At 61.5% G+C, this 24865-nt stretch carries 24 protein-coding genes and 1 pseudogene; 21 read left to right on the plus strand and 4 right to left on the minus strand.

Annotated features, from left to right (window positions below):
* Positions 1-25: 25 nt before the first annotated feature.
* The gene (locus HTY61_RS05420) at positions 26-331 is read left to right on the plus strand and encodes a hypothetical protein (RefSeq protein WP_175275835.1); all 306 of its coding nucleotides are present in this window, start codon (positions 26-28) and stop codon (positions 329-331) included.
* A gap of 27 nt (positions 332-358) precedes the next feature.
* Here the strand turns inward: HTY61_RS05420 and HTY61_RS05425 are convergent, their stop codons facing one another.
* Entirely contained in the window at positions 359-1159 is an 801-nt protein-coding gene (locus tag HTY61_RS05425; protein ID WP_281367582.1) for a sugar transferase, read from the minus strand.
* Positions 1160-1539: 380 nt separating this feature from the next.
* Between HTY61_RS05425 and HTY61_RS05430 the strand changes: the two genes are divergently transcribed.
* Positions 1540-1752, plus strand: coding sequence for a DUF6894 family protein (locus HTY61_RS05430; RefSeq protein ID WP_175275836.1), 213 nt, complete (start codon positions 1540-1542; stop codon positions 1750-1752).
* Positions 1753-1822: 70 nt separating this feature from the next.
* Here the strand turns inward: HTY61_RS05430 and HTY61_RS05435 are convergent, their stop codons facing one another.
* Together HTY61_RS05435 and HTY61_RS05440 are read right to left on the minus strand one after the other, a co-directional pair.
* Positions 1823-3790, minus strand: a complete 1968-nt coding sequence (locus HTY61_RS05435) for a GumC family protein (protein ID WP_175275837.1) — start codon at positions 3788-3790, stop codon at positions 1823-1825.
* Positions 3791-4216: 426 nt separating this feature from the next.
* Positions 4217-4525 carry a hypothetical protein gene (locus HTY61_RS05440; RefSeq protein WP_175275838.1) on the minus strand — a complete coding sequence of 103 codons (309 nt, stop codon included), beginning with the start codon at positions 4523-4525 and terminating at the stop codon, positions 4217-4219.
* A gap of 598 nt (positions 4526-5123) precedes the next feature.
* Between HTY61_RS05440 and HTY61_RS05445 the strand changes: the two genes are divergently transcribed.
* The 4 genes from HTY61_RS05445 (at position 5124) to HTY61_RS05460 (ending at position 10126) form a co-directional block, all read left to right on the plus strand.
* Positions 5124-5888: a response regulator transcription factor gene (locus HTY61_RS05445; protein WP_175275839.1), complete on the plus strand. Its 765-nt coding sequence runs from the start codon at positions 5124-5126 to the stop codon at positions 5886-5888.
* Between the two features lie 294 nt (positions 5889-6182).
* On the plus strand, positions 6183-7520 hold the full coding sequence (locus tag HTY61_RS05450; protein ID WP_175275840.1) for a glutamate-1-semialdehyde 2,1-aminomutase: 1338 nt from the start codon (positions 6183-6185) through the stop codon (positions 7518-7520).
* Positions 7521-7728: 208 nt separating this feature from the next.
* Positions 7729-8796 carry an NAD-dependent epimerase/dehydratase family protein gene (locus HTY61_RS05455; RefSeq protein ID WP_175275841.1) on the plus strand — a complete coding sequence of 356 codons (1068 nt, stop codon included), beginning with the start codon at positions 7729-7731 and terminating at the stop codon, positions 8794-8796.
* 16 nt (positions 8797-8812) lie between these two features.
* Positions 8813-10126 carry a DUF4910 domain-containing protein gene (locus tag HTY61_RS05460; RefSeq protein ID WP_428978278.1) on the plus strand — a complete coding sequence of 438 codons (1314 nt, stop codon included), beginning with the start codon at positions 8813-8815 and terminating at the stop codon, positions 10124-10126.
* A 7-nt stretch (positions 10127-10133) separates the two neighbouring features.
* On the opposite strand, the gene rfbC is transcribed toward HTY61_RS05460, so the two are convergent.
* On the minus strand, positions 10134-10667 hold the full coding sequence (gene rfbC, locus HTY61_RS05465) for a dTDP-4-dehydrorhamnose 3,5-epimerase (RefSeq protein ID WP_175275842.1): 534 nt from the start codon (positions 10665-10667) through the stop codon (positions 10134-10136).
* A gap of 298 nt (positions 10668-10965) precedes the next feature.
* Between rfbC and HTY61_RS05470 the strand changes: the two genes are divergently transcribed.
* The 15 genes and pseudogenes from HTY61_RS05470 (at position 10966) to nuoK (ending at position 24860) form a co-directional block, all read left to right on the plus strand.
* The gene (locus HTY61_RS05470; RefSeq protein WP_175275843.1) at positions 10966-12255 is read left to right on the plus strand and encodes a class I SAM-dependent methyltransferase; all 1290 of its coding nucleotides are present in this window, start codon (positions 10966-10968) and stop codon (positions 12253-12255) included.
* 2 nt (positions 12256-12257) lie between these two features.
* On the plus strand, positions 12258-13076 hold the full coding sequence (locus HTY61_RS05475; RefSeq protein WP_175275844.1) for a glucose-1-phosphate cytidylyltransferase: 819 nt from the start codon (positions 12258-12260) through the stop codon (positions 13074-13076).
* Positions 13073-13720: pseudogene (locus tag HTY61_RS05480) on the plus strand (PIG-L deacetylase family protein); the annotation flags it as partial. The gene HTY61_RS05475 and the pseudogene HTY61_RS05480, both read left to right, overlap by 4 nt.
* A 383-nt stretch (positions 13721-14103) precedes the next feature.
* The gene (locus tag HTY61_RS05485; protein WP_175275846.1) at positions 14104-14469 is read left to right on the plus strand and encodes an NADH-quinone oxidoreductase subunit A; all 366 of its coding nucleotides are present in this window, start codon (positions 14104-14106) and stop codon (positions 14467-14469) included.
* Positions 14460-15035 carry a NuoB/complex I 20 kDa subunit family protein gene (locus tag HTY61_RS05490; RefSeq protein WP_175275847.1) on the plus strand — a complete coding sequence of 192 codons (576 nt, stop codon included), beginning with the start codon at positions 14460-14462 and terminating at the stop codon, positions 15033-15035. Before HTY61_RS05485 ends, HTY61_RS05490 begins: the two co-directional genes overlap by 10 nt.
* A 30-nt stretch (positions 15036-15065) precedes the next feature.
* On the plus strand, positions 15066-15674 hold the full coding sequence (locus HTY61_RS05495; RefSeq protein WP_175275848.1) for an NADH-quinone oxidoreductase subunit C: 609 nt from the start codon (positions 15066-15068) through the stop codon (positions 15672-15674).
* On the plus strand, positions 15671-16861 hold the full coding sequence (locus tag HTY61_RS05500; RefSeq protein WP_175275849.1) for an NADH-quinone oxidoreductase subunit D: 1191 nt from the start codon (positions 15671-15673) through the stop codon (positions 16859-16861). The genes HTY61_RS05495 and HTY61_RS05500 overlap by 4 nt, the downstream gene beginning before the upstream one ends.
* A complete protein-coding gene (nuoE, locus tag HTY61_RS05505; protein ID WP_175275850.1) occupies positions 16861-17901 on the plus strand; it encodes an NADH-quinone oxidoreductase subunit NuoE in 1041 nt (346 codons plus the stop codon). The genes HTY61_RS05500 and nuoE overlap by 1 nt, the downstream gene beginning before the upstream one ends.
* A gap of 12 nt (positions 17902-17913) precedes the next feature.
* Positions 17914-19218: an NADH-quinone oxidoreductase subunit NuoF gene (nuoF, locus tag HTY61_RS05510; protein ID WP_175275851.1), complete on the plus strand. Its 1305-nt coding sequence runs from the start codon at positions 17914-17916 to the stop codon at positions 19216-19218.
* An 83-nt stretch (positions 19219-19301) separates the two neighbouring features.
* Positions 19302-20060, plus strand: a complete 759-nt coding sequence (locus tag HTY61_RS05515) for an NADH-quinone oxidoreductase subunit E (RefSeq protein WP_246272939.1) — start codon at positions 19302-19304, stop codon at positions 20058-20060.
* Between the two features lie 101 nt (positions 20061-20161).
* Positions 20162-22249: an NADH-quinone oxidoreductase subunit NuoG gene (gene nuoG, locus HTY61_RS05520; RefSeq protein WP_175275852.1), complete on the plus strand. Its 2088-nt coding sequence runs from the start codon at positions 20162-20164 to the stop codon at positions 22247-22249.
* 33 nt (positions 22250-22282) lie between these two features.
* A complete protein-coding gene (gene nuoH / locus HTY61_RS05525) occupies positions 22283-23317 on the plus strand; it encodes an NADH-quinone oxidoreductase subunit NuoH (protein ID WP_175275853.1) in 1035 nt (344 codons plus the stop codon).
* 17 nt (positions 23318-23334) lie between these two features.
* Complete coding sequence (nuoI, locus tag HTY61_RS05530) at positions 23335-23826, plus strand: NADH-quinone oxidoreductase subunit NuoI (protein WP_175275854.1); 492 nt, start codon at positions 23335-23337, stop codon at positions 23824-23826.
* A gap of 96 nt (positions 23827-23922) precedes the next feature.
* Positions 23923-24546, plus strand: coding sequence for an NADH-quinone oxidoreductase subunit J (locus HTY61_RS05535; protein WP_175275855.1), 624 nt, complete (start codon positions 23923-23925; stop codon positions 24544-24546).
* A gap of 5 nt (positions 24547-24551) precedes the next feature.
* Positions 24552-24860, plus strand: a complete 309-nt coding sequence (gene nuoK / locus HTY61_RS05540; RefSeq protein ID WP_175275856.1) for an NADH-quinone oxidoreductase subunit NuoK — start codon at positions 24552-24554, stop codon at positions 24858-24860.
* The last annotated feature ends 5 nt before the right edge of the window (positions 24861-24865 follow it).

Here is a 24865-nt window from a genome sequence, read left to right on the forward strand (position 1 = left end):
CCGAAACCCGTTCATTGGACACCTCATGGCGTCTGTAATTACATTTCTTCCGCGAATCGTTTGGCTGATGCCGGAGGCGCAGGTGCTGACAAGCCTGGTAATAGTTGGCGTAGCCGGCATCCTGGCAGGGCTTTTCCTTCGTGTGCCGGCGATTCTTGCGGCCACGATGGTGGCGATTGCATTCGCCATCGTCACATCGATCTACGGGAACGCCACATTGTTCGAAACGCTGCTGTCTGTCGCGCTTCACGCGGGCGTGTTGCAGGCCGCATATCTCGCAACATCGGTAGCCGCCTCGCTGTGGGTGCGATCGAAGGCGCGTGACCGCTAGCTCCCCCGTGTTCGCACGACGGCCGCGTCAGCAGGTCTCGTCAGCGCGAATTACGGCATGGATCGTCCTGAACAGGATGATGAAGTCGAGAAGGAGCGACCATTCACGCACATAGGTGCTGTCCAGTGCCACGCGCTGGTCGTAGCTGAGGCGATTGCGGCCGCTGGTCTGCCAAAGTCCGGTCAGCCCGGGGCGCGTTTGCAGGTAGAGCGGGGCCTTGTCGCCGTAAAGGTCCAGTTCTTCGCGTGTTACCGGGCGCGGCCCGACGCAACTCATGTCGCCGCGAAGGATGTTGATCAGCTGCGGCAGCTCGTCGATGCTCGACCGTCTCAGGACGTGGCCGAAAAACGTGATCCTGGGATCCTTCCTGAGCTTTCGGGTTTCTTCCCATTCTGTCCTGGCTTCGGGATTGGCCGCGAGATAATCCTGTAATGCCCTGTCCGGGTTCTGGACCATCGAGCGGAACTTCAGGCAGCCGAATGTCCTTCCCCTGAACCCGACCCTTTCGTGCACGAAAAATACCGGCCCGCCGGAGAGCTTCAGCACGAGGCCGACAACGAGCATCAGGGGCAGCGCCGACAGGAGCGCAACCGTTGCGATCACGATATCCAGGACACGCTTCATTCGCCCGCCGAGGGGCACGGAGGGCGTGTCGGCGACGCCGTCCTTCTCGGCCGCCGGATCGTGCCGGGCCTCAAGAGGGACCGAAGCCGGCTTTCTTGTCGGGAACACGGCCACCTTAATCGGCTTGACGCAGGTCGGGCCGGGTTCTGCTCCCGAAGAGTTCCTCCACTCCGTATTCCTTGCGAAGTCGGCTGTGTCTGACACGTTCTGTCTCATGAATCCGCATGGTTGATCGGTGCCCTTTCCGCAAATTGTTGCAATGCCTGTTTGCAGCCGCAAGAACTGCAAAAGGCGTAGGCCGGGTAGGGACGGGGGCTGCATTCGGAGACGGTTGCGGGTATTGCCCGTCGCAATGGGAGCGGGGGGTATCCTATTGGACCGATCAAGGCTCGCGGCTCCGCTGGGAGGCGGAGGGGTGCCCCCGAGTGGATCTCCTGGTTTCCTTCGGCTCACACTATTCGGCAACTTACAGAGGCATTTCCTTGTCGCGTAGTCTCAAGCGAGTACCGTGGGCCGACCGGCAGCGGAATGCGCGTTGACCGGATGGGCACCGCCGGACAGCGCCTTTGTTGAAGGGCACAGCGATGCCGCGTTACTTTCTTGAAATGGAAAACGGCGATGATCGGTACGTGGACGATATCGGCTGCGTGGCCGCGGACGAATGCGAAGTCCTGACCGCGCTTGTCGAGGTTATTGCCGAATTTCGTGCTGCACCGGACACTTCCGGGGCGCCTTCGCGTCTGCGGGTGCAGATCATCGACACCTCCGGTCAGACTGTCGTATCGCTAACGATGTAGATTTCCGCCGCAGTGCGGTCGGCGGTTCGTTGCCAAATACGTCCGGCGGCCGAACCGGCCGGCTGTCTTCCTAGCGCAACTGCTGCGCTGCGGGCACTGGCATGCGGTTGTAGGCCCGTCTCGAACGCACCCTCACGTCAGCGACGACGCAGCCCATGACAGGCGTGCCGATGGCGGCAAGCGTATTCAGGGCGTCGGCGAGGATGGCCATTCGGCTCTTTCCGTATTCCGCGTAGAGCACAACGCCGTCCAGCATCTGTTCCAGGGGGAAAGCATCCATGCCCGGGCTGACGGGGGGCAATTCCACGACGATCATTTTGTAGTTCTGCAACTGCTCCGCCGCCGCTGCGTAATGGTCGGCGTCATTCAGCTGCTTGTAGAGTGCAGTTCCACCCGGCAGGAAATCGAAACTTTGTCCTGCCACCGCCCTGATTTGACCCGATACCTTGCTGTTCTTCCTCTTGTCTGCCGGTGTTGGCTTCGCGGCAAATGTCGTAGGCAGGTCCAGGGTCAGAGCCGAGTTCGAAGGGTCGGCATTCATGACAAGCGTGCGGATCCCCTTCCTTTCGTACATCGCGGCGAGGTGGCAGGCAAACTCGCCCTTGCGGGCTTCGGCGTCCCCCGAAGTGATCCCGATGCAGCGGATCGGAGCGGACCCCTCCATGAGGCGGAGGGTTGTGCCGAGCGCCATCAGCGCGCGTACATATTCGGACTTCGGGAAACGGGTGACCGTGTCAAAACGCGGCCTGCCCGGCCATTGGCGTGGCGGCCGGGGCAACTCGCCCAGGCAATTCAGTCCGATCTCGTTCCAAAGCTGTTGGGGGGTCCTTACGCGGTCGTCGAGCATCTGGCGGCCGAATGCCACGGCAATGCCCACCATCATGCCGGCGAAGGCGCCGAACGCCAGAAGCAATTTCATCCTCGGATGACTGGGTTCAATGGCTGGAGAAGCCGGTGTGATGATCCTGGCATCCGCGGAGGGATAGGACTGCTGGCTGACCGAACTCATGTAGGCCTGCAGGACACTCTCGTAGATCTTCCTGTAGGTATCTGCCGTCACTTCCAGCTCTTCGAGCGTGGGGCCCTTCAGCCGATCCTGGAGAATGGAGCTGATGTCCTTGCCCGGGAGCAGGTCCTCGCCCGGTATGTCGTCGACCTTGTCCGGGTCCACGCCGATGCTGTAGTCGTGCTTTGCACGGAATGCCTGCGCGGCCTGCGTGGCCAAGTTCATCTGGTTGCGCAGTTCCTGAAGCCGGGCCTCGAGCCAGCGGCTGCCTTCCTTGGCGCCGCGCGACTTGTTCTCGATCTGCTCGCGGACATAGGAATTTGCCACGGCATTGGCTACATCCGCGGCCAGTTCCGGGCTGTGCGCATTGAACGAGATTTCAATGGCATATGAGACGCCTTCGCGGCGAACCGTCAGGCGGCGGGACAGCAATTCGATGGCCGAACGATAGCGTGCGTAGTCCGGCGAGACTCTCGTCTCGCCGGTGGCCGGGTCGACGGCGACGGCCGGTTCCGCGTTCGAGTTCGGGTCCGACGAAACGGCGTCCGGCGGGGTAACGGGATCATCGGTCGCCGCGTCCGGTGCCTCCAGCACCGCCGGGGAATTCGCGCCGGATACGAAGGATACGGCCCGGCGAAACCGGGCCAGCAGCGATGTTTCCCCCGACCTGAGGAATGCCTCGTTTTCAGTCAGGCGGAGCTGCTCCACGACCATGCTCGCGATCTTCTCGGACTTGAGCATTGCGATCTGGCTCTCGATCTGCGGCGTGTCGAGAGAGAGATTGATATCGGAAACGGCTTGCTGGAGCTGATGGATCTTCGGTTCGATAATGATCTGCGTTCGTGCGGAATAGAGCGTTTGAGAAGTTGCCCCGTAAAGCGCCGCGACGAGAATGCCGAGAATAACGGAGACAAGTATCGCCGCCGAATAGCTCTTGAGGAAATCGAGGACGCTGGCGAGGTCGATGAAGTCCGCAAACGCCCCGTCCGGGGCGGTGTCGACCTGTTCTGGTATGATGCGCACCGTGTTCATGACTCTCGCAATTCGTTTGCCGGGCTTTCCCGGAGTTGGGACCGGCACTCCCGTGCCCGGACACTGACGGTACGGTCGGGCAGCCCGGTTCGCGCTCGGACGGCTTTCCGGTTCCGTCCGGGCTGTTCGAGCCATTGCTCGTTGGAGAAGCGCGCCGAAATCCCTGATCCCACCAATTGCATCCCGAAAGTCTGACCGGAGCCGGGCCGGTTCGTCCGTTCCTGGCCTTTAAGGGCCGTACCGGAAGCGTAGTTGCATGCTCGGTTTGCGAACAGGTCGCCAATCGGCTTATCGGTTCATCCTCATGATGCTGTTTCGGAGCCCCCTAATCGGTATTGCGCGGGCAACGAGCGGTAGAAGCTTTCGATGTGAAACGGATTAGCTTGCGCTGGCCGCAAGCGCCCAGCCTGCGCAATACAGATCGGCTCAGCCGTCGATCTTTGCGTTTTGCTCGGTCGGATAGCGGTCCAGCGCCTCGGCGGCCGTCTGCAATGCCATGTCCGAGCAGCTGGTGACGAGCCTGCTTGCAGACTTGGTGACGGGAAGTTCGCAGTCGGTGGCTGCAAGGCCCATCAGGATGTTCTGCATCTCCTGGGCCTGCGCTTCCAGATAGCGAGACGTGTGCAGGGCGTATTCCGGAGAAATGCCCTTCAAGGAGGAAAAGACATCATCCGAGATCCGCGTGGCGTGGTCCGCCTTCTTTCTGAGCATCCTGACGAGATCGATCGGTACCATTGTCCTTGCGAGCCAATATCCCGAGTTAAATTCCATGCCGACTGGTTCTTGTCGCAACTCTGGCTGCGCCCCATGTTTCCCGCGCTCTTTCGCGCAGGTATGGTTTTTGCGACCCAGTCCTGCCATCGCGCGGATGGAAAGCTATGAAGTGGCGGGACTGCTGTCCAGCCGACCGTCTGGCGTAGCATGCGCCCGCGGCATCCGTCTTTTAGTCCGGGGGCGCCGCCATGCGCTTCCGTGTAAAACCATTCGGGGACCTGTTGATCGTTACCGCCTTTGGATGAAGGCCATCATCCGCAAGGGGGCCGTCAATTCCGAAATACTCTCCGAAATTGCACCGTAGATCGGTAACCGAATGTCGAAAGTAAACGGAAAACACGTTTTATTTCCACATGTTAATTTAGGTTAGCAATAATAACTTAACTCTCGATTAACGTTCCTTAACGTCAATGCCAAGATTTCGTTGGCGTTGTCTGTCTAGGTGAATGTGGTGCAGCCGGAGGGGCAGTCGGCAAATGAGGGTATAGGGGCGCCTTCGGCATCCTTTCTTAATGTCATCGCAAAATGCGTTGACGCTATCAGGGCTGGAGAAAGGACTATGGTTGATGCGCGCATTGAGGACGTCAGAAATGGCGACTTGAGTGAAATTGGTCAAACCTCGACGATCGGTTTGACCCGTCCGGCGGAGCGCGGTGACAAGTGCTCCCTGGTTTTCGTGGACAAGCGTGCCTTGAACAGGGAATGCTTTGTTCGCGTATTGAGGGACTACGGTCCCGATCTGGAAATCCTCGCATTCGATACATTGGATGATTGGAAGAAGGTCAGGGATTCCCATGGTCCGGCTGGTGCCGTCCTCGTGAGCGTGGGCGGTTCTCAACTCGGCGATGCAGGTTTCCTGGATTGGCTGCGTAAGACGACCGAGGAGATGCGGGATATTCCGGTCGTCGTGCTTTCTGATAGCGATGATCTTTCCAACATGGTCGAGGTCATCGATTGCGGAGCCCGGGGATATATTCCCACTTCGCTCGGTATGGCGGTTTGCCTCGAAAGCATCCGGCTGGCGATGGTCGGAGGTACTTTCCTGCCGGCAAGTGCGGTCATGTCGATGCGCGACCGGTTCAGGACACGGAGCGAGGAAGACAACCCGATGGCCGGCCTGTTCACGCAGCGTCAGGCAGAGGTTGCACAGGCATTGCGCCGGGGTAAGGCGAACAAGATTATCGCCTATGAGCTCAATCTGCGGGAAAGCACGGTGAAGGTGCATATCCGCAACATCATGAAGAAGCTCAATGCCACGAACCGCACCGAGGTGGCGTTCAAGATCAACCAATTGATGGAGAAGGGCGGAAGCGCCTTGCAATAGGCCGATCCGCGTACAACCGGTCATTGCCGCGCCGCAGCACATGCGGCGCGGCTTTGTTGTTTGCGGCTTCGCGAATTCCGTCGGTCACATCCGTTGTGCGGTGCGGCTGTTACTCTTTTTGGGGGAGCGAGCTACCGATTTCTTCGGCTTTTACACGTCCGGATCGCGGCGCTAGCATTTCGGCGCGGCCATTCGACGGCCCATGGCGAATGCCGGCACACCCGATCTTGCCGGCCGGGAACTTTCCGGATCTCTCGGCCCGGCAAGGAACCAATGCACAAGGTGAATTGACCGGTGAACGTTCCGTTCGACATCTACAGAGAGTCCAACCAGCTTCGCAGGCGCGCCAGATCCCTGATACCCGGCGGCTGCCACACCTATGCGAAGGGTGACGACCAGTATCCGGTCCTCTCGCCAGGCTTTATCGAGCGCGGTCTCGGCTGCCATGTCTGGGATGTCGACGGAAACGAATATGTCGAATACGGAATGGGCAACCGGGCGGTCAGCCTGGGACATGCCTATGAACCCGTGCTCGCGGCAGTCCGCGAAACGCTGGTATCCGGCTCGAACTTCACGCGACCGGCGCGGATCGAGGTCGATTGCGCGGAGGCTTTTCTGGCGTCAGTTCCGACCGCCGAGATGGTCAAGTTCTGCAGCGATGGTTCGGATGCCACCTCGGGCGCGTTGAAACTTGCCCGGGCCTATACGGATCGCGACCTGGTCGCGCGTTGCGCCGATCATCCGTTCTTCTCGACAGACGACTGGTTTATCGGCACGACCGCGATGGATGCCGGCATTCCCGAACAGGTCAAGGCGCTCACGCTTCAATTCCCCTATGGTGACATAGCCGCGGCGGCCGAGCTCTTCGACCGGTACCCGAACCGGATCGCCGCCTTCATCCTGGAACCCGCGCGGACCGATGACCCTCCGGCAGGCTATCTGCAGGCGCTTCAGCAACTGTGCCACGAAAACGGCGCGCTTCTGATCTTCGACGAGACCATCACCGGCTTTCGCTGGCATGCCAATGGCGCGCAGGCGCTCTATGGCGTCGTGCCGGATCTTTCGATCTTCGGCAAGGCGATGTCGAACGGCTTTTCCGTGTCTGCTCTTGCCGGAAAGCGCGAATACATGCGTCTCGGCGGGCTGGAGCACACGGACAAGCCGCGCGTGTTTCTCCTGTCCACCACGCATGGAGCGGAAACGCACGCGCTTGCCGCGGCGATTGCAACAATGCGCACATACCAGACCGAGCCGGTTGTCGAGCATTTCGCACGCCAAGGCAGGCGCCTGCGCAAGGGGATCGGGGAGGCGATCGAACGGCACGGGCTGACGCCATTCGTCAAGGTCGTCGGTCGTGACTGCTGCCTCTTCTACTCGGCTCTCGACCCGGAAGGCAGGCCGTCGCAGGCCTTTCGCAGCCTTCTTCTGCAGGAAACGATAAAGCGGGGCGTCCTGGCGCCTTCGCTCGTGGTGAGCTACGCCCACGGCGACGAGGACATCGACCGGACGATCGACGCTTTCGACGGGGCGCTGTCCGTCTACGCGAAGGCGATTTCCGACGGCGTGGAAAACTTCCTCGTCGGACGACCGTCGGATGTCGTCTTCCGCAGATTCAACACGATCCGGTACTGAAGATTTCCACGGAGAACCGTATCCCGGCGTTGCTCCGGACATTCCGGAAGCCTGCTAATGCCGTATGCGGCTTCATCCATTGGGTGGAGTCTCGGCGGTTTTCGGTAGCCGGTGGCGCATCGGTTGTCGCCCGATTAGCCGATCTGCCGTCTCGCCAAGCCGGGCATGAAGCCGGTACCTGTCACCGGAGCAATTCAGGAGTGGGATCATGAAAGTTCTCGTCACCGGCCATCAGGGCTATATCGGGTCGGTCATGGTGCCGATGCTGATTGCCGCAGGGCATGAGGTCAGCGGCTACGATACCGACCTCTATGAACGGTGCACCTATGCCGGCGGCGGAACGAAGGTCGAGGTGCCGTGGCTTCGCAAGGACGTGCGCGACGTGACGCCTCACGATCTCGAGGGCTTCGACGCGGTGATCCATCTCGCGGCCCTGTCCAACGATCCGCTCGGCGACCTGAATGCCGGCCTGACCGAGGACATAAACTATCTCGCCAGCGTTCGCATGGCGAAGGCGGCCAAGGAAGCCGGCGTCAAGCGCTTCCTCTTCGCCTCGTCATGTTCCAACTACGGCCAGTCCGGCAGCGACCTCATAGACGAGACCGGCGAACTCAATCCGGTCACGGCATACGGTCGTTCCAAGGTCGCATCGGAGCGCGCGATCTCGGAACTGGCGGACCGGAACTTCTGCCCGGTCTATTTCCGTCCGGCGACGGCCTACGGGGTTTCGCCACGCCTGCGTTTCGACATCGTTCTCAACAACCTTGTCGCATGGGCGGTCACGAACGGCGTCATCCTGATGAAGTCGGACGGCACGCCCTGGCGGCCGATCGTCCATATCGAGGACATTTCCCGCGCCTTCATCGCGGGATTGACCGCGCCCCGGGATGCCGTCTGGAACGAGGCATTCAACGTGGGCCATACCGACCACAATTACCGTATCCGGGAGATCGCCGAGATCGTAGCCAATGTGGTGCCCGGCTGCCGGCTGGAATTCGCGTCTGACGCCGGGCCGGACAAGCGGTCCTACCGGGTCAGCTTCGAGAAGCTTGCTCGCGTGATGCCGGAAGCCGTTCCGCAGTGGGATGCCAGGAAGGGTGCCGAGCAGCTTTATGCGGCCTACAGCGGTGCCGGCCTGACCGCCGCGGAATTCGAGGGGCCGCGATACCAGCGCATTGCGCATATCAGGTACCTTATCGCCGAGGGTATCCTCGACCAGCGATTGCGGCACGCATCCTCCCGCGAAATGGCACCCGAACCGGCAGAAGCCGTCTAGGCATGCGGGACAAGCGGTGAATGCTCCCCGGCAGTTGCGCCCGGTCGACGACCTGATCGCCGAAGGCGATCTCGGCGGTGCATGCTATGCACTCGCTGCCGAGATCTATCCCCTTTGCCGGAGCATCACCGGAAACGGTGTTCGCCAGACGCTGGACATCCTGGCGCGACACATCCCGCTTGAACGGGTCGAGGTGCCGACCGGAACGCCGATGTTCGACTGGACAGCGCCTAGGGAATGGAACATCCGCGACGCCTGGGTAAAGGACCCGTCCGGCCGCAAGGTCATCGATTTCAAGGCGAGCAACCTGCATGTGCTGAACTACTCCGTTCCGGTGCACAAGAAGGTCTCGCTGGCGGAGTTGAAGGAGCACTGCTTCACCCTGCCGGATCAACCTGACCTGATACCGTATCGAACTTCCTATCACGCGGAACGATGGGGCTTCTGCCTGAGCCACCGGGCGCTTTCGGCATTGCCGGAGGGCACCTACGAGGTCTTCATAGATTCGGATCTCTCTGACGGCAGCCTGACCTATGGCGAGTATCTGCACGAGGGGCAGAGCGGGAGGGAGTTTCTGCTCAGCGCGCATATCTGCCACCCTTCGCTGGCGAACGACAACTGTTCGGGGCTTGCGCTCCTGACCCTGCTGGCGCGAACATTGCGCTCCCGCAAAACGCGCTACAGCTACCGATTCCTGTTCGCCCCGGGCACGGTCGGTGCATTGGCATGGCTGTCGGCCAACGAGGACAGGCTTGCGATCGATCACGGGCTCGTCGTCTCCTGCGTCGGGGATTCCGGCGGGCCGACATACAAGAGCAGCCGGCGAGGGGATGCCTTCATAGACCGCGCCATGCGGCACGTGCTCGAGCATAGCGGCCTGGATCCCGTCCTGCTGGACTTTTCGCCATATGGCTATGACGAGCGCCAGTATTGCTCGCCCGGGTTCGACCTGCCTGTGGGCCTGTTCCAGCGCAGTGCCTTCGGCACGTTTCCGGAATATCACACATCCGCGGACAACCTGGACTTTATCGCCCCCGAACACCTTCGGACATCGTTCGACATCATCATGAAGGTAATCGAGATCGTCGAGGCGGATTACACGCCGGTGAACCTTTCTCCCAAGGGGGAGCCGCAGCTGGGGCGTCGGGGGCTTTACTCGTCGATCGGGGGCGATTCCGGCGGCGTGACCAGCGTGATGCCGCTTCTCTGGGTGCTCAATCTCGCCGACGGAAAACACACGCTGCTCGACATGGCGGAGCGGTCGGGGATGCCGTTCGGCGAATTGCTCAGGGCCGCGCAATTGCTTCGGGAGGCCGACCTGCTCACCTGACGGGTGATCAGCGGTCGGACAGCAGCGGCCAGGCCAGGTCCTTCCGCGACATTTCGGTTGGCTCGAGCGGCCACTCTATACCGATTGCGGGGTCGTCGAACCGCAGCCCGCGCGCGGCTTCCGGCTTGTAGAACTCCGAAATGAGATAGTGGGTTACCGTGTCGTCCTCGAGCGTCTGGAAACCGTGTGCGAAGCCTTTCGGGATCAGGACCTGGTGCCGGTTTTCGGGCGTGAGCAGGAAGGACGCCCATTGCAGATAGGTCGGCGAGTCCGGCCGGTTGTCGACGACGACATCCCACATGGCGCCTGCGAGGCAGCGTACCAGCTTGACCTCTTCATGGGGCCGCGCCTGGAAATGCAGCCCGCGCAGCGTGCCGCGTTTCACCGAATGGGACTGGCTGTGCTGCACGAAATTCGTTTCCAGGCCGCGCGCGCCGAATTCCTCGGCACAAAATATGCGCGCGAACGAACCTCGCTCGTCCTCGATGGGAACCGGTTTCACGAGCCAGACGTCCGGCAGGTCTGTTTCCTGGAAATCCATGCTTTCGTCCCTGCTGATCGGGATGCCGGCCCCGCGATGCGGCAACCGCTTTTCCTACTGGTTACCCCAGTCGGGTCGTGGATACATACCTTGCCAAAAGTGGTAGCCGCACGGCGGAGCCATCACCTTTGGTTGGCTGCATTCGCCAGATTGTCATCGTCAGTGAATTGCGGCGCGGACCCGCACGCGTGCGTTGCATCAATCGGATGACCGTTTCGAACGGATAGGCATCTCGGCGGCAGGAACGTTCGTTTCTATCGTCACGGACTGGGTAGGGTTCGTTAGAGGTGGACATTTCATGGGTGCCGATTCAATCAGCCGGACGCGCGCGACGCAGGAAACCGACCGCATTCCGACCTGCAGGCTGTGCGGCAGCGATCTGCGACACACCTTTGTCGATCTCGGCATGTCCCCGCCTTGCGAGAACTTCATCAAGCGGAACGAGGTCGACCGGGTCGAGCATTACTATCCCCTTCATGTGCGCACATGCGAGGAGTGCTTCCTCGTGCAGCTCGACGAATATGTGAGCCCGGAGGAGATCTTCACCGAGTACGCATATTTCTCGTCCTACTCGACAAGCTGGGTCGAGCATGCGCGTCGCTATTGCGAAGTCATCGCGGAACGTCTCGATCTCGACGATACGAGCCTCGTCGTCGAACTGGCGAGCAACGACGGATACCTGTTGCAACATTTCCTGCCGATGAAGGTCCCCGTCATGGGCGTCGAGCCGGCAGTCAACGTTGCGCAAGCCGCGATCGACAAGGGAATCCCGACCGTCGTCGATTTCTTCGGTGTCGAGCTGGCCACGAAACTCGCAGCGGAAGGAAAGAAGGCCGACCTTATTGTCGGCAACAACGTCCTGGCGCAGGTTCCCGACCTCAACGATTTCGTCGGCGGCATAAAGATCCTTCTCAAGCCGGAAGGCATCGTCACGCTGGAATTTCCCCACATCGAGAAGCTGATGGCGGAGAACCAGTTCGACACGATCTATCACGAGCACTTTTCCTATTTCTCGCTACTGACGGTTACGGAAATCGCGCGCCGCCACGATCTGAAGGTCGTCGATGTGGAAGAACTGCCGACCCATGGCGGATCGCTGAGGGTCTACCTGTCCCATCGCGAGGCCCGGGTGCCCGTGAGCATGCAGGTCGGCCAGCTTCTCAAGCGGGAACGCGACGGCGGGCTGAACGACATAAACGCCTATCTGTCCTTTGGAGAAAAGGCGAAGAAGGTGAAGCGCGACCTGCTTTCCTTTCTCATTGCCGCCAAGAACGAGGGCAAGACCGTCTGCGGTTACGGCGCGCCGGGCAAGGGCAACACGCTTTTGAACTATTGCGCCATCGGCACGGACTTTCTCGATTTCACGGTCGATCGCAATCCCTACAAGCACGGGCGCGTGACCCCGGGCATGCACATCCCCATCCTGCCGGTCGATGCGATCGACGAGGCGCGTCCCGACTACATCCTGATCCTGCCCTGGAACCTCCGGGACGAGATCATGCGCCAGATGCAGCATGTCAGGGAGTGGGGCGCGAAATTCGTCGTGCCGATTCCGAATGTCACCGTCTACGATCCAGCGGAGGATTGAGCATGAAGGTCGTACTGTTCTGCGGCGGTCTCGGTACCCGTATCCGCGATTTTTCCGAGTCGATCCCGAAGCCGATGATTCCGGTGGGGCATCAGCCAATCCTGCGCCACGTGATGCAATACTACAGCGATCACGGGCACACCGATTTCGTGCTCTGCCTGGGCTACAAGGCGAATGTCATCAAGGAGTTCTTTCTGAACTCGAAACCCCAGACATTTGCCGACTGCGTGATCTCAAATGGCGGTCGCGACGTGCAGCTGCTCGACGAGGCTGCGGCCGAGGACTGGACGGTGACGCTCATAGACACAGGCATCTGGCGCAATATCGGGGAGCGCCTCTGGGCCGCGCGGGACTATGTCAAGGACGAGAAAATGTTTCTCGCGAACTACAGCGACGGCCTGACCAATGTGGATCTCGACGACATGATCGCCAAGTTCGAGGAGAGCGGCAAGCTGGCCTGCTTCCTCGCTGTGCGGCCGCCGCTCACCTATCATATTGTTGACATGGCCGAGGACGGGGAGGTCCGCGAATTCCGTAGCTCTGACCGGTCGGATATCTGGATAAACGGCGGCTATTTCATATTGCGGCCGGAAGTCTTCGACTACATGCGCGAAGGCGAGGAGTTCGTGCTCGAGCCCTTCGAGCGGCTGATCGCCGACAACCAGCTCATGGCATACAAGCATGAAGGCTTCTGGCGTTCCATGGACACGCTGCGCGACTGGCAGACGCTCCAGGAGATGGTCGAGAAGGGCGAGATGCCGTGGAACATTCGCGAAACCGAGGAGCGGAAGCGTCTCGCAAAGGTGAGGGCGATAGGGTGACACCGCTCAATCTCGTACCGGACGGGCGCGGCCTCGATGTCTTGTGTTTGGGCGCGCATTCCGACGATATCGAGATCGGCCTCGGGGGAACGATCCTCAGTTTGCTGGAAGCCGGCGCCATCCGCAGCATCCGGTGGTGCGTTCTCAGTGCCATTGGCCAGCGCGAATTAGAGGCGGAGCGATCCGCCCGTGACTTCCTCGGGGAGGCTTGCGAGACCAAGATACTGCTCGGCAAGTTCGAGGACACTTATTTCCCGGACCAGAGCAGGGCAATCAAGGAGTGGATGCTGAATCTGCGGCAGGGATACGACCCGGATCTGGTGTTCACCCACAGCCGCACGGATGCTCACCAGGATCACCGCGAGGTTAGCGCGCTGACATGGAACGTGTTCCGAAATAACATGATCATGGAATACGAGATTCCCAAGTGGGACGGTGATCTCGGGCAGCCGAACTTCTATTTCCCGCTTTCCGCGGATGCGGTTGAGAGAAAGATCGAGTACCTCGACCGCAACTTCGGCAGCCAGCGTTCGAAGGACTGGTTCGACGCCGAGACCTTTCGCGGACTGGCACGCCTGCGCGGAATGGAATGCCGCGCGCCGGAACGATATGCCGAGGCTTTCACCATTCGCAAGGTCGTGCTTTGCGCAGGCGTCGGCGCGGCGCATGAAGACGCGAAATCGGGCGAACACGAGCATCGCCTTCCGGAGCCAGCTTGATCCCGGGATGTCGGGACATTCGGTTCCCGGCATCTCCGCCAGCGACATATTGCATAGCTTTCCCGGTTGATTCGCGTTCCTCTTCGGGAGGGTGAAGCGGGTTCTACAGCTCTGCGCAATCGGGTTCGAATTCCCGAAACGCAATGTCCTGTGAACTTTCCCGCATATTTTGGCCAATTGTGCACTTGCGTAGAACGATCCCAAGGTCTAACCCGTGCACATCGGAACTGCGGCCAATGCACCCCTCGCGGGTTCGCTTCCACTTGTCGAATTGCCATTGGCCGCGCAGTGAATTGGTGAAACCAGTCATGGACGCAGTCATCGCATCCTATCTGCCGATAATCCTTTTCCTTCTCGTATGTGCCGTCATTGGTGGCGCGCTCCTGATCGCGCCTTTCATCGTGGCCTACAAGAACCCGGACCCGGAAAAGCTGTCGGCATACGAGTGCGGCTTCAACGCCTTCGACGACGCACGCATGAAATTTGACGTGCGGTTCTATCTCGTCTCCATCCTGTTCATCATCTTCGACCTCGAGGTTGCCTTCCTGTTTCCGTGGGCGGTGTCGTTCAGCGAGATCGGCATGCTTGGATTCTGGTCGATGATGGTGTTCCTGGCCGTTTTGACCATTGGCTTCGTCTATGAGTGGAAGAAGGGAGCGCTCGAATGGGATTGAGCGATAACACGCTCGTCGCGCCGCAGCCCAAGGGCATCATTGATCCAAAGACGGGCAAGCCCGTTGGCGCCGACGATCCTTTTTTCGGCGAGATGAATGATGAGCTGGCCGACAAGGGCTTTCTCGTTACCTCCACCGACGAGCTGATAAACTGGGCGCGCACCGGTTCGCTTATGTGGATGACCTTCGGCTTGGCGTGCTGCGCGGTCGAGATGATGCAGATGTCGATGCCGCGCTACGATGGCGAGCGCTTCGGTTTCGCGCCGCGCGGCTCTCCGCGCCAGTCCGACGTGATGATCGTCGCGGGCACGCTGACCAACAAGATGGCGCCCGCGCTCCGGAAGGTCTACGACCAGATGCCGGAGCCGCGCTACGTCATCTCGATGGGGTCATGTGCCAACGGCGGTGGCTACTACCACTATTCCTATTCGGTGGTGCGCGGCTGCGACCGTGTCGTGCCGGTCGACATCTATGTCCCCGGTTGTCCGCCCACCGCGGAGGCGCTGCTTTACGGCGTTCTCCTCCTGCAGAAGAAAATCCGCCGTACCGGCACGATCGAACGCTGACGGGCCGCAGGGCAGGGAGCCGCATTCAAGATGGCAACGACCGAAACACTACAGGATCTTGTCAGCACGCTCGCCGACGAGCTGGATGGCATCGACTACGAGGCGCATCTCGCCTATGGCGAACTGACCGTGACGACGGGTCTCGGCAGCCTGATACCGCTGCTGACCGCGCTGCGTGACAACGTCCAGCTGAAGTTTGTCTCGATCATCGACATTTCGGGCGTCGACTACCCGGAGCGCGAGCGGCGGTTCGACGTGGTCTATCACCTGCTGTCGCCGACGCTGAACCAGCGCATCCGTGTGAAGGTCGAGACGGACGAGGATACGCCGGTACCAAGTGCCACGGGCGTTTTCCCCGGGGCCAACTGGTACGAGCGCGAAGTCTACGACATGTATGGCGTGCTGTTCTCCGGCCATCCGGACCTGCGTCGCCTGCTGACGGATTACGGTTTCGAGGGGCATCCGCTTAGGAAGGATTTCCCCGTGACCGGCTTCGTCGAGGTGCGTTACGACGACGAGCAGAAGCGCGTGGTGTACGAGCCGGTGAAGCTGCGCCAGGAATTCCGCGATTTCGATTTCCTCTCGCCCTGGGAGGGCACCGACTACGTGCTGCCCGGCGACGAAAAGGCGAAACAATGACCGAGCACAACGTCCGCAATTTCACCATCAACTTCGGTCCGCAGCATCCGGCTGCGCACGGCGTTCTGCGCCTGGTGCTAGAGCTCGACGGCGAGGTCTGCGAGCGCGTCGATCCGCATATCGGCCTGCTGCATCGCGGCACCGAGAAGCTGATGGAGCAGAAGACCTACCTGCAGGCCGTGCCCTATCTCGACCGCCTCGACTACGTGGCGCCGATGAACCAGGAGCATGCCTATGCGCTGGCCGTCGAGCGTCTCCTGGATATCGAGGTGCCGAAACGGGGCCAGTTGATCCGCGTCCTGTTTTCCGAAATCGGGCGTATTCTCTCGCACCTTCTCAACGTGACCACCCAGGCGATGGACGTCGGGGCGCTGACGCCGCCGCTTTGGGGGTTCGAGGAGCGCGAGAAGCTCATGGTGTTCTACGAGCGGGCCTGCGGCGCGCGCATGCACGCGGCCTATTTCCGGCCCGGCGGCGTGCACCAGGACATCCCGCAGAAACTTGTCGAGGATATCGGCAACTGGATCGACCCCTTCCTCAAGGTGGTGGACGATCTCGACGGGCTGCTGACCGACAACCGCATCTTCAAGCAGCGCAACGTCGATATCGGCGTCGTCAAGCTGGAGGATGCGTGGGCCTGGGGCTTCTCCGGCGTCATGGTGCGCGGCTCGGGCGCCAGGTGGGACCTGCGCAAGGCGCAGCCCTACGAGTGCTACGACGAGATGGAATTCCAAATCCCGATCGGCAAGAACGGCGACTGCTACGACCGCTACCTGATCCGCATGGAGGAGATGCGCCAGTCCGCGAAGATCATGCGGCAGTGCGTGGATCGCCTGCTTGGCAAGGAATCGTCCGGTCCTGTCTCCAACACCTCCGCCAAGATCGTCCCGCCGAAGCGCGGCGAGATGAAACGGTCGATGGAGGCGCTGATCCATCACTTCAAGCTCTACACCGAGGGCTTTCACGTTCCGGCCGGCGAGGTCTACGCGGCCGTCGAGGCGCCCAAGGGCGAGTTCGGCGTCTATCTTGTCTCCGACGGCACCAACAAGCCGTACCGCGTGAAGCTGCGTGCGCCGGGCTACGCCCACTTGCAGGCGATGGATTTCCTCTGCCGCGGCCACATGCTGGCTGACGTCTCCGCCGTGCTCGGCTCCCTCGATATCGTGTTTGGTGAGGTGGACCGCTAATGTCCGTTCGTCGTCTCGCAGAAGAAAATCTTCAGCCGTCCGGCTTCAAGTTCAACCGGGCGATGGCCGCCGAAGCGAAAAAGTGGATCGCGAAGTACCCGAAGGGTCGCGAGCAGTCCGCGGTCATTCCGCTTCTCATGCTGGCGCAGGAGCAGGAAGGCTGGGTGACCCGCGCGGCCATCGAGCACATCGCCGCGATGCTCGGCATGCCGAAGATCCGCGTGCTGGAGGTGGCGACCTTCTACACCCAGTTCCAGCTGCAACCCGTCGGCACCAGGGCGCACGTCCAAGTTTGCGGCACGACGCCCTGCATGCTGCGCGGCGCCGAGGAGCTGAAAAAGGTCTGCCAAAAGAAGATCAACAGGGATCCTTTCGCGCTCAACAGTGACGGCACGCTGTCGTGGGAAGAGGTCGAATGCCAGGGCGCCTGCGTCAATGCGCCGATGGTGATGATTGGCAAGGATGCCTACGAAGACCTGACCCCGGAGCGGCTCGAGGAGATCATCGACGCATTCGAGGCCGGCAAGGGCGACACGATCACGCCGGGACCGCAGGTGGACCGCGTCTACTCCGCGCCTGTCGGCGGCCCGACGACCCTGCTCGAGGAACCTGCCGGCAAGCCCGCGCGCAAGGCTGCCGCGAAGCCGAAGGCACCCGCGGCCAGGACCGCGAAGGCGAGGCCCGCGGCAGCGAAGACAGCGCCGGCCAGGGCAGGCAAGGCCAAGGCAAAGGCCGAGCCGGCAGTAGCGGCCGCGCCTGATGACAAGAACCGGCCCGCCGCGATCAAGAAGCCGGCCCGGCCCGACGACCTGAAGCTGATCTCGGGCGTCGGTCCGAAGATCGAGGGCATCCTCCATTCGCTGGGTATCTACACCTTCAAGCAGGTGGCCTCGTGGAAGAAGGCGGAGCGCGAATGGGTGGACAACTACCTGAAATTCAAGGGCCGCATCGAGCGCGACGACTGGGTGAAACAGGCGAAGGCTTTGGCCAAGGGCGGCGTGGACGAATACGTCAAGGTATTCGGCAAGAAGCCGCGGTGAGGGAACTGAACGATGCTCGCTGACAAGGATCGCATTTTCACCAACATCTACGGCCTTCGGGACAAGAGCCTGAAGGGCGCAATGTCACGCGGCCACTGGGACGGCACGAAGAAGCTGATCGAGAAGGGCAGGGACTGGATCATCAACGAGGTCAAGGCCTCCGGGCTGCGCGGTCGCGGCGGCGCGGGCTTTCCGACCGGCCTGAAATGGTCCTTCATGCCCAAGGAATCGGATGGCCGTCCGCACTATCTCGTGGTCAATGCCGACGAATCCGAACCCGGCACCTGCAAGGACCGCGACATCATGCGCCACGATCCGCACACGCTGATCGAGGGCTGCGTGATCGCCGGCTTCGCCATGGGCGCGCACACGGCGTACATCTATATCCGCGGCGAATACATGCGCGAGCGCGAAGCGCTGCAAGCCGCCATCGACGAGTGCTATGACGCGGGCCTGCTCGGCAAGAACAACAAGTGCGGCTGGGACATGGATGTCTATGTCCACCACGGTGCAGGCGCCTATATCTGCGGCGAGGAAACCGCGCTGCTGGAGAGCCTGGAAGGCAAGAAGGGCCAGCCGCGCCTGAAGCCGCCGTTCCCGGCCAATGTCGGTCTTTATGGCTGCCCGACGACGGTCAACAACGTCGAATCCATCGCGGTTACGCCGACAATCCTGCGCCGGGGCGGCGCGTGGTTCGCCGGCTTCGGCCGGGAGAACAACACCGGCACCAAGCTGTTCTGCGTCTCCGGCCACGTCAACAATCCGTGCACGGTGGAAGAGGAGATGTCGATTCCCTTCCGCGAGCTGATCGAGCGCCATTGCGGCGGTGTGCGCGGCGGCTGGGACAATCTTCTCGCCGTCATTCCCGGCGGCTCCTCGGTTCCGCTGGTCCCGGCCGAGGAGATCATCGACTGCCCGATGGACTTCGACTCGCTGCGGGCCCTGAAATCCGGTCTCGGTACGGCTGCGGTGATCGTCATGGACAAGTCGACCGACATCGTGAAGGCGATCGCGCGCCTGTCCTACTTCTACAAGCACGAAAGCTGCGGCCAGTGCACGCCGTGCCGCGAGGGCACCGGCTGGATGTGGCGCGTCATGGAGCGACTCGTCACGGGCAACGCCCAGAAGCACGAGATCGACATGCTGCTGGACGTCACCAAGCAGGTCGAGGGCCACACCATCTGCGCGCTCGGCGACGCCGCCGCCTGGCCGATCCAGGGTCTGATCCGCCATTTCAGGCCGGAGATCGAGCGCCGGATCGACGAGTTCACGCGCAATGCCCATCAGGTCCGGCCGGTCCTGGAGGCCGCGGAATAGCAATCGGCGGATTCAACCGCCGATACGAGGAAACGCAAAAGGCAGGGGAGCGAAACGGACACACGAAACCCAAGGAGGGTGAGATGTCGAAGTTGGACGACCTGCAGGAACCGATGACGAAGGCCGACCCATACACCGCTTTTGCGGGTGAAATGATGGAGTTGCAGAACGAGGCTGCCCGATGGATGGCGGCCGCGACGCCGCGTTTCATGGGCATGTCAAACCTTGCGGCGCATCCCATGGGGGCGATGGCCGCCGCCTCCGCAATCGGTATGGGAATGGCGGGGCAGATCTGCGGAATGATGGCCGGTTCGATGGCTGGCGCGATGAGCGCCACCAGCATGCTTGCGAACGAAACCACCGGCGGTCTGTCCGCTCCGTTCGGCGTATCGAATCCGATGAATTTCGACCTTGCGAGCGGCACGTTTGACGACGAGTCGTCCGATGATGCGAAGACGCGGTCGTTGTCGGATGTTGCCGAGGCATCGCCGGCTCAGCCTGCGTCCACCGCCGGGAAGAGGGAGGCGGAGCCCGTCGCGATCGAAGCCGAAGCGGAAGAGACGGTCGCGAAGACTTCGGTTGTGCCGATCATGCCTGAGGACTTCGTGAAACCGAAGTCGATAGACAAGCCGGACCTGCCGGACGATCTGAAGGCGATTTCAGGCATCGGGCCAAAGCTTGAGGCGGTTCTCAATTCGCTCGGTATCTGGACTTACGCGCAGATCGCCGACTGGACGCCGAACGAAGTCGCATGGGTGGATGACTACCTGCAATTCAAGGGGCGCATCGAGCGCGACGACTGGATTGCGCAGGCCGCCGAACTGGCGAAAAAGGCGAAGTGAGGTCCGTTGCGAATGGGTGTTGTGGACGAACGCACGGGCGGCAAGGGAAATACCGGCAGCGGTGACGCTGCCGGCAATAACTGAAGGTTGGATTTCGCATCATGGCAGTGATCAAGGTTGACGGCAAGGAAGTCGAGGTTCCGGACCACTACACGCTCTTGCAGGCGTGCGAGGAGGCCGGCGCCGAGGTGCCGCGCTTCTGTTTCCACGAGCGTCTGTCGATTGCCGGCAATTGCCGCATGTGCCTCGTCGAGGTGAAGGGCGGTCCGCCCAAGCCTGCCGCCTCCTGTGCAATGGGCGTCAAGGACATGCGCCCCGGTCCGAACGGAGAGCCGCCGGAAGTCTTCACCAACACGCCGATGGTCAAGAAGGCGCGCGAAGGCGTGATGGAGTTCCTGCTCATCAACCACCCGCTGGACTGTCCGATCTGCGACCAGGGCGGCGAGTGCGACCTGCAGGACCAGGCGATGGCCTTCGGCGTTGATGCCTCGCGCTACCAGGAGAACAAGCGCGCCGTCGAGGACAAATATATCGGCCCGCTGGTCAAGACGATCATGACGCGCTGCATCCACTGCACCCGTTGCGTTCGCTTCACCACCGAGGTCGCGGGCATTTCCGAGCTCGGCCTGATCGGCCGCGGCGAGGATGCCGAGATCACCACCTATCTCGAGCAGGCCATGAGCTCGGAGCTTCAGGGCAACGTCATCGACCTGTGCCCGGTCGGCGCGCTGACCTCCAAGCCCTATGCCTTCCAGGCTCGGCCGTGGGAGCTGTCGAAGACGGAATCCATCGACGTCATGGATGCGGTCGGCTCTGCCATCCGGGTCGATACGCGGGGCCGCGAGGTGATGCGTATCATGCCGCGCGTCAACGAGGCGGTGAACGAGGAATGGATTTCCGACAAGACCCGCTTCATCTGGGACGGACTGCGCACCCAGCGGCTTGACCGCCCCTATGTCCGCGGTGCCGACGGTCGCCTCCGGCCGTCGAGCTGGTCGCAGGCCTTTGCCGCGATCAAGGCCGCAATGGACGGCAAGCAGGGCGCCGACATCGGCGCCATCGCCGGAGATCTCGCCGGCGTGGAGGAAATGTTCGCGCTGAAGGGGCTGATGGAGTCGCTCGGCTCGCCGAACCTGGATTGCCGCCAGGACGGCGCTGCGCTCGATCCTTCGCTCGGGCGCGCTTCCTACATCTTCAACCCGACCATCGAAGGCATCGAGGAAGCCGATGCCATACTCGTCGTCGGATCGAACCCGCGCTTCGAGGCGGCGGTGCTGAACGCACGCATCCGCAAGGCGTGGCGTGCCGGGGACGTGAAGATCGGGGTGATCGGCGACTTCGGAGACCTGCGCTATGACTACGAGCAGCTGGGCGTCGGCCCGGAGACGCTCAAGGAGCTTGCCGACGGCACCCACAAGTTCTTCAGGAAGCTGAAAGCCGCGAAACGGCCGATGATTATAGTCGGGCAGGGTGCCCTGGCGCGCGGCGACGGTTCTGCCATCCTCGGGCTTGCCGCGAAGGTCGCGGACGCTGCCGGCGCGGTTACCAGGGACTGGAACGGCTTCGCCGTGCTTCACACCGCAGCGGCCCGCGTTGGCGGTCTCGACCTTGGCTTCGTGCCGGGCAAGGGCGGCAAGGATGCAGCGAAGATGCTCGCCGAAAGCGACGTGCTGTTCCTTCTTGGCGCTGACGAGATGGACATGCGCAAGCGCAAGCAGGGCGGCTTCACGGTCTATATCGGGACCCATGGCGATATCGGCGCGCACCATGCCGACGTCATCCTTCCGGCTTCCGCTTACACGGAGAAATCCGCCACCTACGTCAATACGGAAGGCCGGGTGCAGATGACGACCCGGGCCGGATTCGCGCCCGGCGATGCCAAGGAAGACTGGGCGATCCTGCGGGCGCTTTCCGATGTGCTCGGGCACAGGCTGCCCTTTGATTCGCTGGAGCAGCTGCGCGCGAAGCTGTACGAGGCACATCCGCATTTCGCCCATGTCGACGGCATCGAGGCCGGAAATGCGGGCGATATTGCTGCACTCGCGAAAAAAGGCGGGAAATTGAACAAGTCAGCATTTGCATCGCCGGTCAAAGACTTCTATTTGACCAACCCAATTGCACGGGCATCCGCCGTCATGGCGGAGTGTTCCTCGCTCGCGCAAAAGGGTTTCGCGCAGGCCGCGGAATGATGCAGGCAAGAGGGCAGGAAACGGACAGCATCCATGTTTGATACCTATGTCATCCCCGGCCTGATTATCCTCCTGCAGTCGCTTGTGCTGCTGGTGGCGCTGCTGGTGTTCACGGCTTTCATCCTCTACGCCGATCGCAAGATCTGGGCTGCGGTCCAGTCGCGGCGCGGACCGAACGTGGTCGGTCCATGGGGGCTGTTGCAATCCTTCGCCGACCTGCTGAAGTTCGTGCTGAAGGAGCCGATCATCCCGGCCGGCTCGAACAAGGGAATCTTCCTTCTTGCGCCCTTCGTCTCTGCCACGCTGGCGCTTGCCGCCTGGGCGGTCGTTCCGGTCGCCGAGGGATGGGCGATCGCCACCGTCAATGTCGGTATCCTTTACGTGTTCGCCATCTCCTCCCTCGAGGTTTACGGCGTGATCATGGCCGGCTGGGCGTCGAATTCGAAATATCCGTTCCTCGGCGCGCTGCGCTCCGCGGCGCAGATGGTCTCCTACGAGGTCTCGATCGGGTTCGTCATCGTCACCGTTCTGCTGTGTGTCGGCTCGCTGAACCTGACCGATATCGTGATGGCGCAGACCGACGGAATCGGCACCCGCATGGGGCTGCCCAACACGTTGCTCGACTGGCACTGGCTCGGGCTGCTGCCGATGTTCGTGATCTTCTTCATCTCGGCGCTGGCCGAGACCAATCGTCCGCCTTTCGACTTGGTGGAGGCCGAGTCCGAGCTCGTCGCCGGTCACATGATCGAGTATTCGTCGACGCCGTACATGCTGTTCATGCTCGGCGAGTATATCGCGATCCTGCTGATGTGCGCCCTGACCACGGTGCTGTTCCTCGGTGGCTGGCTGCCTCCGTTCGATTTCGCACCCTTCACCTGGCTGCCCGGCGTGTTCTGGTTCGTCCTGAAGCTCTCGATGGTCTTCTTCATGTTCGCAATGGTGAAGGCTTTCGTGCCGCGCTACCGCTATGACCAGCTCATGCGACTCGGCTGGAAGGTATTCCTTCCGATATCGCTGTTCATGGTGTTTGCCACCGCGGCGTTCCTGAAACTCACCGGCTGGGCCTGAGACCTGAGAGGCATGAAATGAGCACGCTCGCACACGCCGCCAAGTCGCTGTTGCTGCTGGAATTCATCAGCGCGTTCTTCCTGTCCATGCGCCGGTTCTTCGAGCCGAAGTTCACACTGAACTATCCGCACGAGAAGGGCCCAGTCAGCCCGCGCTTCCGCGGCGAGCACGCTCTGCGTCGCTATCCCAATGGCGAGGAGCGCTGCATTGCCTGCAAGCTTTGCGAGGCGATCTGCCCGGCGCAGGCCATCACGATCGAGGCCGGCCCGCGGCGCAACGACGGCACGCGCCGCACGGTGCGTTATGATATCGACATGGTGAAATGCATCTATTGCGGCTTCTGCCAGGAGGCCTGCCCGGTGGATGCGATTGTCGAGGGGCCGAATTTCGAGTTCGCCACGGAGACTCGTGAGGAACTCTACTACAACAAGGAAAAACTCCTGGAGAACGGCGACCGGTGGGAGCGCGAAATCGCGCGCAACATCGCGCTCGACTCGCCGTATCGCTAGGGGAACTGACATTTCACGCGCCGCCCGTCCGGGCGGCGGAATGCCGGACTGGGGGCACGGCCGCCCGGAATGGCCAAGGAGATCGGGGAAGCGATCATGATTACTGGGTTAGGGGCGGCGTTCTTCTACCTCTTCGCCTTCATCGCGGTTGCGAGCGCACTCATGGTGATTGCGGCACGCAATCCCGTGCATTCCGTGCTCTATCTGATCCTGACATTCTTCAACGCGGCGGCGCTTTTCCTGCTCACCGGTGCCGAATTCCTGTCGATGATCCTGCTGGTCGTCTATGTCGGCGCGGTCGCGGTTCTGTTCCTCTTCGTTGTCATGATGCTTGATGTGGATTTCGCCTCGATGAAGCGCGGCGCGCTGGACTATGCTCCGATCGGCGCGTTGGTCGGCATCGTGCTTGCTGCAGAGTTGCTGATCGTGCTGGCCGGCAATGCGGCAACGATTATCGCGCCGACCGATACGGCATTGCCTACACCGGATCCGGCGGTACGGCACAACACGGCCGCGCTCGGCGACATCCTCTACACGGATTACATCTTCTTCTTCCAGATCGCCGGCATCGTGCTGCTGGTCGCCATGATCGGCGCCATCGTGCTGACGCTGCGTGCGCCCCGTCCGCACGTGAAGCGGCAGAACATGGCCGCCCAGGTCGCGCGCACGCCGGCCGACGCGATCGAGGTGGTCGACGTCGAGACAGGCAAGGGGATCTGAGGGCCATGACAATAACCATTTCCCACTATCTGGCCGTTAGCGCGCTGCTCTTCGTCATCGGCGTTTTCGGCATTTTCCTGAACCGCAAGAACGTCATCGTCATCCTCATGTCGGTGGAACTCATCCTCTTGTCGGTGAACCTGAACTTCGTGGCGTTCTCCGCGCACCTGCAGGACCTGGTCGGTCAGGTCTTCGCTCTCTTCGTGCTTACGGTGGCCGCCGCAGAGGCCGCCATCGGCCTTGCAATTCTCGTTGTCTTCTACCGCAACCGCGGATCGATCGCGGTCGAAGACGTGAACATGATGAAGGGCTGACGGCA

The organism is Oricola thermophila, assembly GCF_013358405.1.
GTDB lineage: Bacteria > Pseudomonadota > Alphaproteobacteria > Rhizobiales > Rhizobiaceae > Oricola > Oricola thermophila.

Coding starts and splice junctions, on each gene's coding strand:
- HTY61_RS05420 (WP_175275835.1), top strand. CDS start 26: ATGGCGTCTGTAATTACATTTCTTCCGCGAATCGTTTGGCTGATGCCG.
- HTY61_RS05430 (WP_175275836.1), top strand. CDS start 1,540: ATGCCGCGTTACTTTCTTGAAATGGAAAACGGCGATGATCGGTACGTG.
- HTY61_RS05435 (WP_175275837.1), bottom strand. CDS start 3,790: ATGAACACGGTGCGCATCATACCAGAACAGGTCGACACCGCCCCGGAC.
- HTY61_RS05440 (WP_175275838.1), bottom strand. CDS start 4,525: ATGGTACCGATCGATCTCGTCAGGATGCTCAGAAAGAAGGCGGACCAC.
- HTY61_RS05445 (WP_175275839.1), top strand. CDS start 5,124: ATGGTTGATGCGCGCATTGAGGACGTCAGAAATGGCGACTTGAGTGAA.
- HTY61_RS05455 (WP_175275841.1), top strand. CDS start 7,729: ATGAAAGTTCTCGTCACCGGCCATCAGGGCTATATCGGGTCGGTCATG.
- rfbC (WP_175275842.1), bottom strand. CDS start 10,667: ATGGATTTCCAGGAAACAGACCTGCCGGACGTCTGGCTCGTGAAACCG.
- HTY61_RS05470 (WP_175275843.1), top strand. CDS start 10,966: ATGGGTGCCGATTCAATCAGCCGGACGCGCGCGACGCAGGAAACCGAC.
- HTY61_RS05475 (WP_175275844.1), top strand. CDS start 12,258: ATGAAGGTCGTACTGTTCTGCGGCGGTCTCGGTACCCGTATCCGCGAT.
- HTY61_RS05485 (WP_175275846.1), top strand. CDS start 14,104: ATGGACGCAGTCATCGCATCCTATCTGCCGATAATCCTTTTCCTTCTC.
- HTY61_RS05490 (WP_175275847.1), top strand. CDS start 14,460: ATGGGATTGAGCGATAACACGCTCGTCGCGCCGCAGCCCAAGGGCATC.
- HTY61_RS05495 (WP_175275848.1), top strand. CDS start 15,066: ATGGCAACGACCGAAACACTACAGGATCTTGTCAGCACGCTCGCCGAC.
- HTY61_RS05500 (WP_175275849.1), top strand. CDS start 15,671: ATGACCGAGCACAACGTCCGCAATTTCACCATCAACTTCGGTCCGCAG.
- nuoE (WP_175275850.1), top strand. CDS start 16,861: ATGTCCGTTCGTCGTCTCGCAGAAGAAAATCTTCAGCCGTCCGGCTTC.
- nuoF (WP_175275851.1), top strand. CDS start 17,914: ATGCTCGCTGACAAGGATCGCATTTTCACCAACATCTACGGCCTTCGG.
- HTY61_RS05515 (WP_246272939.1), top strand. CDS start 19,302: ATGTCGAAGTTGGACGACCTGCAGGAACCGATGACGAAGGCCGACCCA.
- nuoG (WP_175275852.1), top strand. CDS start 20,162: ATGGCAGTGATCAAGGTTGACGGCAAGGAAGTCGAGGTTCCGGACCAC.
- nuoH (WP_175275853.1), top strand. CDS start 22,283: ATGTTTGATACCTATGTCATCCCCGGCCTGATTATCCTCCTGCAGTCG.
- nuoI (WP_175275854.1), top strand. CDS start 23,335: ATGAGCACGCTCGCACACGCCGCCAAGTCGCTGTTGCTGCTGGAATTC.
- HTY61_RS05535 (WP_175275855.1), top strand. CDS start 23,923: ATGATTACTGGGTTAGGGGCGGCGTTCTTCTACCTCTTCGCCTTCATC.
- nuoK (WP_175275856.1), top strand. CDS start 24,552: ATGACAATAACCATTTCCCACTATCTGGCCGTTAGCGCGCTGCTCTTC.